Source organism: Bacteroides acidifaciens (assembly GCF_903181435.1).
In the GTDB taxonomy this organism is placed as follows: Bacteria; Bacteroidota; Bacteroidia; order Bacteroidales; family Bacteroidaceae; genus Bacteroides.
Genome location: NZ_CAEUHO010000001.1, coordinates 958,879 through 971,144, shown reverse-complemented (window position 1 = coordinate 971,144; position 12,266 = coordinate 958,879). Strand labels below are relative to the sequence as shown.

The following is a 12,266-nucleotide window of genomic DNA, read 5'->3' as shown; positions in this document are numbered from 1 at the left end:
TTATAAATATCAATTCATAAATATGCCTTTTTCGAAGGCAAAACAACGATTATACTATTATAAGCAAATATTAAAAATAGAACAATATTAAAATATGCAAATCACTAAAAATAACATTTTTCAATTCGCATTTAGTATACTAATCTCGCTAAAACCTATTATTTTTCCGGAATCATCTCATTCAGACAGGCTATGGCATTAAGTGTACGCGGATAGCCGATATAGGGCAATAGCTGTGTGACGACGGCCAGCAACATATCTTTGTCATTCCCCACATTGACATTTCCCTGTATGTGTCCTTTTACTTGTGACTCACAACCGCCTAAGGAAACTAAAATTGAGAACGTAACCAGTTCGCGTGTCTTCACATTCAGTCCGCTACGTGTCTGGTAGTCTCCGAAACAGTTGGCAGAAAGATAACGCTGGATATGCTTCTGATTCTCGGGAGCATTCTTATGCATCTGCTCTATCCGTTCACCGAAAATGGATTTCTGTAACTCCAGCCCTTTGTCGAAACGGGTTTCGGATGATACAACTGATTGTCCCGCTAAGGGAAGGTGTGCGCCACGGACAAGCAATATACCATTAGTAAGACCGATAAAATCTCTCACCTTAGCCATGCCTGCATAAGCTACTGCCTGATAAAGGATTTCCTTCACTTCTATGGGGGTAATGCCTTCATTAAGGGCATTTTCGAGTGTGATGCGGTATTCGGCCTGTGATTGCGAAGCTATATTGGACGCCAAAGTTACCATAAGACGGGTCTTAGTATCCAAGTCACCATATTCCTGCACTTCTTTTGTAAAATTATTAAATATTCCGTCCAACTCGGGGTCGGTAGCTTTTAGTCCGGTTACCACGTTGTCTTTTGTAGCTTCGGCATATTGTTGGTCGCTCACACGTTCCAGCCATGTATTCTTGTTGGTCTGCGGATTACATTCGATAGCCAGATGCGAGAACCAGCTATCGGGGGCGGCACCGTGCCAATGTTCGATATCTGGAGCGATTTCAACCACATCACCGGGAAGCAAGCGGCGTGATGCCTTACCACGTTCCTGATAATATCCCACACCACCGACGGCAATCAGGATTTGTCCGCCCGTATGGCTGTGCCAGTTATTGCGGCAACCGGGTTCAAAAGTTACGTTGGACATGGGGACATTCAAGTCTTTGTTATCAGTCAGCCGCGCCAGCCAAGATTCTCCTGTGAAATATTGTTTGAATCCTACATTCTCCTCTCCTATCGGAAATGCGCTGATGTTTTGAGGTACTTCTTCTTTTTTCATATTTTGTGCATTTAATGAATTATATCCGAAAAACGTAACTAATGCAACTACTAAAGCAACTACTAATTTCTTCATGTTCATAGTCTATTATTTCTTTTTATTCGTACTCACGGAGAGTTCACAAGAACTCTCAATAAATTGACAATTATTATTTCAAAGCTCGCCTCAATCTGTTTAGCCCTTCTATCAACTGCTGTCGCGGACAGGCGATGTTGATACGGATAAACCCTTCACCAGTCTCTCCGTACAAGCTGCCCTTGTTCACCCAAAGTTTTTCTTTCTCCAACAAGGTTTTCACTATCTCATCCGATGACTGATTCAACACTGAACAGTCCACCCAAACCAGATAAGTGCCTTCCAATATTGACACAGGAAATTCAGGAAGATATTCAGCGAAGTATGCCCTCAAATAACTGTAATTGGCGAACAGGTATTGTTTCAGCTCTTCCAGCCATTCCTCACTGTCGTTATAGGCTGCCATTAACGCTTCTACTCCGAATGGGTTCACATCACAAACCTCATTGACATTGATTGCTTTATCTATTTTCATTTGCATATCCGTATCGGCAGAAATGATATTGGCAATCTGAAGCCCTGCCAAGTTAAAGGCCTTGCTTGGCGAGGTGCAAGTGACGGAGTGCATCAGGAATTCATGTGAGATAGAAGCAAAAGGGATATAGGTATGTCCTGGAAAGACAAGTTCACAATGGATTTCGTCTGCTACTACCCACACATTATTCCGGATACAGATGTCACCAATGCGGGTAAGTTCCTGTTTTGTCCATACCCTTCCGGCAGGATTATGCGGGTTGCATAACAATAGAACCTTTACATTTGGGTCGGCAGCTTTTTGTTCCAAATCCGCAAAATCTATCTGATAGGTTCCATTTCTATAAATCAGCGGATTGGCAATCATCCCGCATCCGTTATTGCGGATAGAGGAGAAAAAGCAGTTATATACGGGTGTCTGCACCATTACTTTATCTCCGGGGGCTGTCAGTGCCTTAATGACAGCAGACAATGCCGGTACTACTCCCGTGGTATAAATAATCCATTCTTTTTCTATCTGCCAGTCATGCCGCCTTGCAAACCAGTTTGTCACCGCTGCGTAGTATGCATCCGGTACACGGACATATCCGAAGATACCATGCTCCACCCGTTTCCTCAACGCTTCCACAACAGGGGGAGCCGTACGGAAATCCATATCGGCTACCCACATCGGCAATATATCTGCATCTCCGGCAGAATCCCATTTATAGGAATTCGTACCTCGGCGTGGAATTATTTCATCGAAGTTGTACTTCATATTTCAATCAAAACAAGTCAGTTCGTCCCAAAGTTTCAATTCACAATTTCCCGGTGCTTTGAGGTTCTTGTCCAAGATGATTGTCCCGAAACTTTCGGCAACAATGCTCCCCGTGCGGGGATTCTTCACGCTGTGAACCGAGCTCTTAATCGTTACTTTCACACTACTGTGTTCGAAAGCGAGGTCAGCGTCCTCTGCCATCGTACAATTTTCCATCACCAGGTCATGTGCATAGCAAAGTGGTTGAGTGCCCGAAATCCAGCAATTTACCAGACGTAAGTTTTTAGAATGCCAGCCTAGATATTCCCCATTCAGTTCGGAATCATAGACTGTTACATTTTCCGTATTCCAGAATGCATCTTTGGAATTGATAACTGCATTACGGATTTCCACGTTCTTACAGTACTGGAATGAATAGTTTCCATTTTGAGCGTAGTGCTGTATCTTGATATTCTCGCTATGTATAAAAAGATAATCAGCTTTGTCTATCTGCACGTTCTTTAGCTCTATATTACGGCAATACCAAAACGTTTCCAAAGCATTAGGCAACTGCACGTTTTCGAGTTTTATCCCGTCCATTTCGCGAAACATCTTCGGTGCTTCTACCAAGGTATCTGCCATTTGCAGACTTTGAGAGTACCATAGAGCAGCACGGGCTCCCTCTGTGAAGAGACAGTTTTTCACAATGAATCCGTTGGTATGCCAAAAAGGATATTTTCCTTCAAAACGACAGTTGATTGCTATAATATTACTACATTCTTTCAATGCAGATTCACCGGCGTGAATTGTTACATCTTCCAGTTGAAGATCGTGGGTCGCGAACAGAGGACGTTCGCCTCCATATTCTTTATTTCTTATTTGTTCCATTAGTTTATTCTTTAATCTGTTATTTCAAAAATTACATTTACGCCTCCTGAACCAAGGGCGGAGGCCAGTCCTGAAGGATTTGTTATACGTCCTAAACGGGTATAAGTATATGAAGTGGAAAAGGTTTCATAAAATAGTACCACACAAGTGGAACCGTAAAGCATTAAGTCACCCGTCCGAATAGTCCCGGGATTGGACGACGCTGTCGGCAAACCCTTCGACAGATAATAATATTTTTCATTACCATGCAGTTCAGACATATCCACTGTCATAGGGAGTAGTCTCTTAAATGCTTTCGCAGTCTCATTATTTTCCAATGTGGCATTGAATGAAACAGGTCCGATTGTTATTTTAAGATTATTGCTCACTGGGGTATCATCGTTATTGTCGTCATTATCATCGGAATTATTGCCATTATTGTTACTGCCATTATCACCGGAACCAGAACCATTACCCGGAGTCACTTGTTGACCTGTTCCCTGTATAGGTTCATCTTCGCTACATGATGCGGAACCGACCGATAATGTCAGCATAGTAAGAATTGCTATTATATAGTATCTCATATTTATAGTATTAAAACTTATTTCTTTAGATATTCCCTAAAGAAGGATTCTAGTTTATTAAATGGAATAAGGCTCACACGATCGTAAAGATCTACGTGTCCGGCACCGGGTACTATATACAGTTCTTTAGGTTCGGCGGCCAATCGGTAGGCGTCTTCACTAAATTCACGTGAGTGGGCATTTTCACCGGTGATGAAAAGCATAGGGCGAGGTGAAATAGTCTCAATATCTTCGAAAGGATAGAAATTCATAAATTTCACATTACTTGAAAGTGTAGGATGAGTGGTGGTCATAGGAGTTGCTCCGTCGGGGGTAAATTCTCCTCTTTGTGTACGGTAGAACTCATAGAACTCCCGTTCAATCGGACTGGACTTTTCTGTCAGTTGATGTACAGTGCCACCGGTATATTTAGTTTCTCCACCTAAAAATTCAGCATAACGCTGTTCTGCCGCTTCAGCCATTATTTGCTTTCTCTGTTCCAATGTCAATGAGTGTTTTAGCCCGTTACGGCTAGCCGTACCCATATTGTACATACTGATTGTCGCAATGGCTTTGAGACGAGGGTCTATTTTTGCCGCACTGATAGCGAAACTTCCACTGCCGCAAATACCGATTACTCCAATCAGATTCCGGTCGACAAACGGACGGGTACCTAAAAAATCAACTGCGGCACTAAAGTCTTCCGCATAAACTTCCGGCAGAACAGCATTACGCGGCTCGCCTTCACTCCCACCCCAAAAAGAAAGGTCTATGGAGAGTGTAACAAAACCCCGCTCCGCCATTTTCGTTGCGTAAAGGTTCGCACTCTGTTCCTTGACTGCTCCCATTGGGTGTCCGACAATGATTGCCGGGTATTGCTCCCCTTCTTTCATATTCTTAGGCAGAAACAAATTTCCGGCTACCTTCATTTTATACTGGTTGGAAAAAGAAACTTTCTCCACACTTACCAAATCACTTTTATAAAAGTTATCTGCATCTGTCTGTGCAGAAGAAAAACTAGTTCCGAGCATCATAATAAATACAGTTGTTAATAATAAAATCCGTTTCATATCTCTTATGTTTTAATAATTAAAGAATTGATTATCTATTTTCTACGTTGCAAAAATAGGGTGAAATAAAGAGACTGTATGTAGATGAATTACTGACATTATTACCCGAATTACAGATTCTATTTTTTTATCAATCTGCTATAATATTTATTCTAACCTAATTTAAGGAAATGAGGTAAGTATCAAAACCAGAGAAGCCAAAGCCAAACTTCCTGCTTTTGCGAACACCAAGTTTATTAGGAGAAATAACTAAAGAATTATTAAACAAAATGAGAAAAGCCGAAACTGAAAACCCATATATATTATCTACTATTTTCAGGTTTATCATCAGTCACATTTTCCAAGGTCGGTAATATAGGTAGAATAATCTGTAATCTATATACAAACCGAATCCAAAATCAGCAGTATCTTTGCAGTGTGATAATGTGATAAAGAGAATAGGTATAAACGTAAAAAACAAATTGATATGTATTTAGAAAATATTTACTCTCCCGCAGACGTAAAGAAGTTATCGTTTAATGAACTCAATGATTTAAGTAATGAAATCCGTGCATCACTCCTTCAAAAGTTGAGTGAACACGGCGGACATTTCGGACCTAATTTCGGAATGGTGGAGGCGACTATCGCTTTACATTATGTATTCAATTCACCGGAAGACAAGATTGTATTTGATGTATCGCATCAGAGTTATGTGCATAAGATGCTGACCGGACGGAAAGACGCTTTCCTCTACCCTGCTGAGTATGACAACGTATCCGGTTATTCCGAACCACAAGAAAGTAAGCATGATTTCTTTGTTATCGGTCATACATCCACTTCCGTCAGCCTGGCTAGCGGATTGGCGAAAGGACGCGACCTGACCGGTGGCAATGAGAATATCATAGCCGTGATAGGCGACGGTTCCTTAAGTGGCGGCGAAGCATTTGAAGGATTGGACTATGTAGCGGAGCTTGGTACAAACATGATTATTATTGTCAACGACAATCAAATGTCTATTGCCGAGAATCACGGTGGACTATATAAGAACCTAAAAGATTTGCGCGACAGCAACGGTCTGTGCGAATGCAATTTTTTCAAGGCTATGGGATTGGATTATATGTACGTAAACGACGGCAACAATGTGGAAGCACTGGTTGAGGCTTTCTCTAAAGTGAAAGATATTCAGCATCCGATAGTAGTACATATTAATACACTGAAAGGGAAAGGGTATGAACCTGCAGAACAAGATAAGGAAACTTTTCACTGGCTCACTCCTTTCAATATAGAAACCGGAAAGCCAAAGTTTGCCGAGGATGCGGAAGATTATAGCGAAGTAACTGCCCAATATCTGCTGAAAAAGATGAAAGAAGACAAACGAGTGGTAACAATCACTTCGGGCACTCCTGCCGTTCTCGGATTTACTCCCAACCGTCGCCAGGAAGCTGGCAAGCAGTTTGTAGATGTCGGTATTGCCGAAGAACACGCGGTAGCACTTGCTTCGGGTATCGCAGCTAATGGCGGAAAACCTGTTTACGGAGTGTATAGTACATTTATCCAACGTTCATACGATCAACTTTCGCAAGATCTCTGTATCAATAATAACCCGGCTGTTTTGTTGGTCTTCTGGGGAACACTGTCCGGAATGAATGATGTAACCCACCTCTGCTTCTTCGATATTCCGCTCATCAGTAATATTCCTAATATGGTTTATCTGGCACCGACCTGCAAAGAGGAATATCTTGCTATGCTAGAATGGAGCCTCCACCAAAACGAACACCCGGTTGCCATCCGTGTACCGGCAACGGATGTAATTACTTGTGGGGAACCGATGGAGACTGATTATAGTGTTCTCAATCGCTATAAAGTGACGCATCGTGGATCAAAAGTAGCCATTCTTGCTTTAGGTTCGTTCTATGGATTGGGACAGTCGGTTGCATCACTTCTGAAAGAAAAAGCCAATATTGATGCAACACTCATCAATCCGCGTTACATCACCGGTGTAGACAACGAACTGATGGATGAACTGAAAGCAGATCACGAATTAGTGATTACGTTGGAAGACGGTGTATTGGATGGTGGTTTCGGTGAAAAGATTGCCCGTTATTATGGTGCCAGTGATATGAAAGTTATTAATTATGGGGCGAAGAAAGAGTTCGTAGACCGATACGACATACAAGAGTTACTTCGTGCCAATCATCTGACAAGTGAACAGATTGTAGAAGATATCAGAAAGATTATCGGCTAAAGAAGTCCCTGTTCATTATATATTTGTAGGTTGATACACTTCCGTAACGGGACTATCCATCTAATTGTGTAAATAGAAAACTACGGGATTTTTCTCATAGTTTTTTTATTTATGTATTAACTTTGTAAAAATCAGATTTTATGGACATTCCTAAAGAATTTTTAAGTAAAGAGTTTCTGTCCCAGTTTAAGACAGGCGAAGATGTGACTGCTTTCATGAAAGAGCTTCATACTCGTGTTTATGAACAAATGCTGGAAGCAGAGATGGATAACCATTTAGGTTATGAAAAACACTCCAATCAAGGCGATCATAGTGGCAACTCCCGCAATGGTAGTTATAGGAAGCAGATTCAAACCGAGATGGGTAAATCTGTTATTCAGGTTCCTCGTGATCGGAAAGGAGAATTTGAGCCTATTGTTGTTCCCAAGCATCAATCCCGCGGCTTATCAATCGAGCGTCTTGTCATCTCTCTTTATGCCAAAGGTATGAGCGTCGCTGATATTGAGTCGGAAATGCAGGAAATATACGGCATTAACCTTTCCACCTCCGCTATCTCCATTATCACCAATAAAGTTAGCCAGGCTGCAACAGAGTGGCAGAATCGTCCTTTGGACAGTTTATATATGATTGTCTGGATGGATGGTATCGTATTCAAAGTCAGAGAAAACGGCAAAGTGATCAACAAGACTGTTTACCTATGTGTAGGTCTGAATAAGGAAGGTTTGAAAGAAGTATTGGGTATGTGGATTGGCAAAAATGAGAGTGCCGCTTTCTGGATGGGCGTTTTAACGGATCTCAAAGCCCGTGGTGTAGAAGACATTCTGATTACAGTTACTGATAACCTGAATGGATTTACGGAAACCATCAAGAGTGTATTTCCTGCCTCTACTACTCAAATATGTGTGGTACACCAAATTAGAAACTCCTGTCGCTATGTCGTCTGGAAAGAAAAAAAGGAATTCACTGCCGATTTAAAGAACATCTATAATGCACCTACTAAAGAAGCAGCTGAGATGGAGTTGGATAACTTTGAGCAAAAATGGGGTGCTAAATATCCATATGCGATACGCTCATGGAGAAATAATTGGGAAGAACTGACCGTGTTCTTTGATTTCCCCGTCGAGATTAGAAAGATTATCTATACCACTAATCTTATTGAAAATCTAAATGGGAAAATTAGAAAGTACACCAAAAATAAGCTATCATTTCCAAATGATGATGCACTGAAAAAATCTGTCTATTTGGCCATTAACGAAATTGAAAAGAAATGGTACCAACCTATTTGGAATTGGGCATTGATATTTAACCAATTTATTACTATATTTGAAAACAGGATTCAAGTATAAAACCCGAATCCTGAAGTTTTCTATTTACACAAAATTGTGGACAGTGCCTCCGTAACGGAAGATATGTATCAACCTACTTTTATTTACTATCTATTCTGACTGTCTATTTCTTTAAGCAATTCGTCAACAGCCACCTTTAGTTGTGTATCCTCTCCTTTGACTACTGTTTCCGGATTATTGGCAACCTTTACATCCGGTTCCAATTGAGTATTTTCCAAATAACTGCCGTCAGGCAAACGATAACCGATGATAGGAATACCGAAGACCAGTGAAGGATCTTGCAATGTTTCCCAGGATACGCTTGTCATTGTTCCCGGAACAGGCATACCGACAAGTTTACCAATCTTTTGATGTTTGTATACCCACGGAGTTCCGTGTGCATTGGAGTAGTTAGCTTCACACTGCAACATGATAGACGGTTTATTCCAGCGACGGCTCGGCATATCACAAGCTTCACGTCCACGCACTACCTGCGTAAAGTATTTCTGACCGCTGAAAAGTACCTCGATATCTTCGTGCAGACGGCCACCACCGTTGAAACGGGTATCAATCACAATACCTTCGCAGTTGTTATATTTTCCTAGAATGTCCGAGTATACAGTACGGAAGCTATCATCTCCCATCGACTGAATATGAACATATCCCAAACGTCCTTTCGACCATTTCTCAACATCTGCCGCACGTTGTTTTACCCAACGTTTATATAACAAACCGTTAAGCTTTCCACTAGTAATAGGCATTACCACTTCTTCCCAACGTTCCTTGTTCTGCGGATTATACAATGAAACCAGAGTTTTCTTTCCGGCTTTATTATTCAATACAGCGGTAATATCCTTATCCGGAGCCAGTTCCTCGCCGTTAATCTTTTCAATAATGCAACCAGCTTTTACTTTCGTACGGGAATGGTCGAACGGACCTTTTTCAACTATCTCAGCGATTTTCATTCCTTTTCCCTGATAATCCCAATCGAACAACAAACCCAGATTAGAGGTCACATCTCCTCCACCTCTCGGAGAATAACGTCCTCCGGTATGTGAAACATTCAGCTCACCCAACCACTCACTCAATAATTCTGCAAAGTCATAATTGTTATCAATATGAGGCAGGAACTTACGATAAGCATCAGTCATAGCATCCCAGTTTACCCCGTGCATATTGAGGTTATAGAAACGTTTTTGATGCTGCTTGTACACATGGTCAAACATCGCCTCACGCTCGGCAGCCAAATTCATTTTCATTTCAGCCTGATAACTGATTGATTTCAATGCATCCGACTTCGCATCCATTTTCTGCATAATCCGGCTTCCCAACAAGAAAATATCTCCTTTCTTATCCAACATCAATGATGCCCAACCGGTATTAAGTTTATGCAGACGCTTCGTGTCTTTTTCACGAAGATTCATTTTCCAAAGGTCATATCCACCTTCGATAGCTGAGAAGTAATAAAGATTCTCTCCGTCTTTTGAGAGTATGGCACTGCCTAAATCGGAAGAGTTGGGAGTCAGACGGACAATACGGTCTTCAATGCCGTTAAGTTCTACAACTATATCTTTCTTGTCTGTCTTATCTTCGGATGACTTATCCTCGTCAGCCTCATCCTTTTTTGACTTATTTCCGTCTTTCTTCTTGTCGCCTTCCTTCTCTTTCGCTTTCTTCTGTTCCTTTTCTAATTCTTTGAGCAGTTCGAAGTCTTCCTTGCTCAGGCGATAGCGGTCATAAGCATCCTGATTCAGGAATACCAGCATCACATCTTGTTGCGAACCCCAGGAAGCATGCGCACGCATACCGTAACGTTCAGTCTGGAAAAGAATAGCGTTTCCGTCCAAGACCCAACGCGGAGCACCACTGATATATCCACTATTTGTCAAATTAGTAATCTCCCCTCCCTGTGCGCTGACAATGCCTACATCCGAATAAGGATCGTGACGGTTGCCTATAAATTCGAGGGTAAACCATTTGCCGTCCGGCGACCATTCGTAGTCAAATCCGCCACCGGTATTATACCATGTAGAACCATCCGTCACTTGACGAACTTTCTTCGTTTTTAAGTCAAGTACCATTAAGCGTTTGCGGTCTTCGATAAAAGCCAGTTCCTTGCCATCCGGAGAATATTGCGGATAAGCACGTTCCACCGTTTTGGAAGGAAGCAGGACTTCTTCTTCGATAAGAGTTGCATTAGGGAAATTGGCTTCTTCCTTACGGGCTATTTTGGCAGTGTAAAGTTGCCAGTTACCCGTCCGTTCGCTGGCATAGACCAATGTCCGGTTATCCGGTGCAAAAGACACAGCGGCTTCTTTTCCCGGAGTATTCGTGATTTGCTTGGTTGTAGTGTAATCCGTCGAAGTGACAAAAACATCGCCACGCACAACGAAAGCAACCTGTTTGCCATCCGGGGATACGGAAGCGGAAGTAGCACCTTGGGAGAATTTGAGGGAAGCAATCTCCTTTTCGTCATCCCGGACAAGTTCGACGTTTACTTTCTTCGGACGGGCATTGGCTTCCTGCGTATAAAGTTCTCCGTCATAGGTATAGCACAATGTACCTTTATCGCTGATTGACAGGAAACGTACCGGATGCGTACGGAATGTAGTTACCGCTTTTACCTCTTGCGGAGTATTCAGCGAAAAGTTATATACATTGAATGAACCACCGTTGCGCTCGCTAAGAAAATAGACAGAATTGCCGTCAGGCGCATACACAGGATTACGGTCTTCCCCTTCCCGGTTCGTCAGATTGGTATGTTTTCCCGATTGTGTATCATACAGCCATATATCTCTGGTTATAGAAGAAGTATGGTGTTTTCTCCATTCATCTTCGAAGCCTTTACGGTCTTGATAAAGAAAGTTTTTCCCCGATTTATCAAAGCAAACCCATTCGGCAGGAGTAGCGAGCACTTGCTCGATACGTCCTCCGCCAACAGGAACTTTATACAATTCCGTCATTGCTCCGGTAGGAAACAAAGCACTGCCAGCAGGGTCTTGAATAGATGCGGAGAAAAGTACATACTTTCCGTCCGGAGTAAAAGCCGAGGGAATCTCCGAAGCGGAATGATAAGTCAGCCTTTGAGCGGTTCCGCCATCGGCAGGCATGATAAAGAGGTCAAAATTCCCATTCCGGTCGCTGGCAAATGCAATCTGCTTTCCGTCGGGCGACCAAACAGGGTTAGCTTCATAAGATGCTTGTGTTGTCAACTGAACGGCTGTTCCACCCTGTGCGGGGACTTTGTAAATATCGCCTTTATAACAAAAGACAATCTCCGTTCCATCCGGTGAAATACGTGCGTCACGCATCCACAAAGGAGTAATGGCATAGCCGGACAATGCGGTCAATGCCAATGCTAAAGAAGTTATTAGTTTCTTCATGTCAAATAATTATATATATTTTATTCCTACGCTCCCGTATCGAAGAGTAATCTATGTCCCGATGTCTCCATATAGCGAGCAAGACCGTGTTCTGCCTGCAATTTACGTCCATAGACACCATTCTCTACAAGAGTCGTTATTGTATAGCCCATGATGCTTAGTTATTAAAGGAATCATACAAAATAAAAAGTTCTGCCACAAAATTATAATAATTCTGTGGTAGAACAAGCAATCCAATCAATTAAAATAGACAATTTATAACA

Annotated in this window: 8 protein-coding genes and 1 pseudogene; 2 read left to right on the top strand and 7 right to left on the bottom strand. The window is 42.1% G+C overall.

Annotation, left to right across the window (positions count from 1 at the left end):
* Positions 1 to 158: 158 nt before the first annotated feature.
* The 5 genes from CLIN57ABFB40_RS03830 to CLIN57ABFB40_RS03810 all read right to left on the bottom strand — a co-directional run bounded on the left by CLIN57ABFB40_RS03830 (position 159) and on the right by CLIN57ABFB40_RS03810 (position 5,071).
* Positions 159 to 1,361, bottom strand: a complete 1,203-nt coding sequence (locus tag CLIN57ABFB40_RS03830) for a cupin domain-containing carboxymuconolactone decarboxylase family protein (protein ID WP_175628963.1) — start codon at positions 1,359 to 1,361, stop codon at positions 159 to 161.
* Positions 1,362 to 1,434: 73 nt separating this feature from the next.
* Positions 1,435 to 2,592: a MalY/PatB family protein gene (locus CLIN57ABFB40_RS03825; protein ID WP_175628962.1), complete on the bottom strand. Its 1,158-nt coding sequence runs from the start codon at positions 2,590 to 2,592 to the stop codon at positions 1,435 to 1,437.
* A gap of 3 nt (positions 2,593 to 2,595) precedes the next feature.
* Positions 2,596 to 3,459 (bottom strand): DUF3737 family protein, encoded by an 864-nt coding sequence (locus CLIN57ABFB40_RS03820; protein ID WP_175628961.1) that lies wholly within the window; start codon positions 3,457 to 3,459, stop codon positions 2,596 to 2,598.
* An 11-nt stretch (positions 3,460 to 3,470) separates the two neighbouring features.
* On the bottom strand, positions 3,471 to 4,022 hold the full coding sequence (locus CLIN57ABFB40_RS03815; protein ID WP_254871693.1) for a cyclophilin-like fold protein: 552 nt from the start codon (positions 4,020 to 4,022) through the stop codon (positions 3,471 to 3,473).
* A gap of 17 nt (positions 4,023 to 4,039) precedes the next feature.
* Complete coding sequence (locus CLIN57ABFB40_RS03810; protein ID WP_175628960.1) at positions 4,040 to 5,071, bottom strand: alpha/beta hydrolase; 1,032 nt, start codon at positions 5,069 to 5,071, stop codon at positions 4,040 to 4,042.
* 466 nt (positions 5,072 to 5,537) lie between these two features.
* On the opposite strand from CLIN57ABFB40_RS03810, the gene CLIN57ABFB40_RS03805 reads away from it, so the two are divergent.
* Positions 5,538 to 7,295, top strand: coding sequence for a 1-deoxy-D-xylulose-5-phosphate synthase (locus CLIN57ABFB40_RS03805; RefSeq protein ID WP_175628959.1), 1,758 nt, complete (start codon positions 5,538 to 5,540; stop codon positions 7,293 to 7,295).
* 140 nt (positions 7,296 to 7,435) lie between these two features.
* Positions 7,436 to 8,641, top strand: a complete 1,206-nt coding sequence (locus CLIN57ABFB40_RS03800) for an IS256 family transposase (RefSeq protein ID WP_175628958.1) — start codon at positions 7,436 to 7,438, stop codon at positions 8,639 to 8,641.
* Positions 8,642 to 8,727: 86 nt separating this feature from the next.
* Here the strand turns inward: CLIN57ABFB40_RS03800 and CLIN57ABFB40_RS03795 are convergent, their stop codons facing one another.
* Together CLIN57ABFB40_RS03795 and CLIN57ABFB40_RS03790 are read right to left on the bottom strand one after the other, a co-directional pair.
* The gene (locus CLIN57ABFB40_RS03795; protein ID WP_175628957.1) at positions 8,728 to 12,003 is read right to left on the bottom strand and encodes a S41 family peptidase; all 3,276 of its coding nucleotides are present in this window, start codon (positions 12,001 to 12,003) and stop codon (positions 8,728 to 8,730) included.
* Positions 12,004 to 12,032: 29 nt separating this feature from the next.
* A pseudogene (locus CLIN57ABFB40_RS03790) lies at positions 12,033 to 12,155 on the bottom strand (MBL fold metallo-hydrolase); the annotation flags it as partial.
* Between the last annotated feature and the right edge of the window lie 111 nt (positions 12,156 to 12,266).

Coding starts and splice junctions, on each gene's coding strand:
- CLIN57ABFB40_RS03830 (WP_175628963.1), bottom strand. CDS start 1,361: ATGAAGAAATTAGTAGTTGCTTTAGTAGTTGCATTAGTTACGTTTTTC.
- CLIN57ABFB40_RS03795 (WP_175628957.1), bottom strand. CDS start 12,003: ATGAAGAAACTAATAACTTCTTTAGCATTGGCATTGACCGCATTGTCC.
- CLIN57ABFB40_RS03800 (WP_175628958.1), top strand. CDS start 7,436: ATGGACATTCCTAAAGAATTTTTAAGTAAAGAGTTTCTGTCCCAGTTT.
- CLIN57ABFB40_RS03810 (WP_175628960.1), bottom strand. CDS start 5,071: ATGAAACGGATTTTATTATTAACAACTGTATTTATTATGATGCTCGGA.
- CLIN57ABFB40_RS03815 (WP_254871693.1), bottom strand. CDS start 4,022: ATGAGATACTATATAATAGCAATTCTTACTATGCTGACATTATCGGTC.
- CLIN57ABFB40_RS03825 (WP_175628962.1), bottom strand. CDS start 2,592: ATGAAGTACAACTTCGATGAAATAATTCCACGCCGAGGTACGAATTCC.
- CLIN57ABFB40_RS03820 (WP_175628961.1), bottom strand. CDS start 3,459: ATGGAACAAATAAGAAATAAAGAATATGGAGGCGAACGTCCTCTGTTC.
- CLIN57ABFB40_RS03805 (WP_175628959.1), top strand. CDS start 5,538: ATGTATTTAGAAAATATTTACTCTCCCGCAGACGTAAAGAAGTTATCG.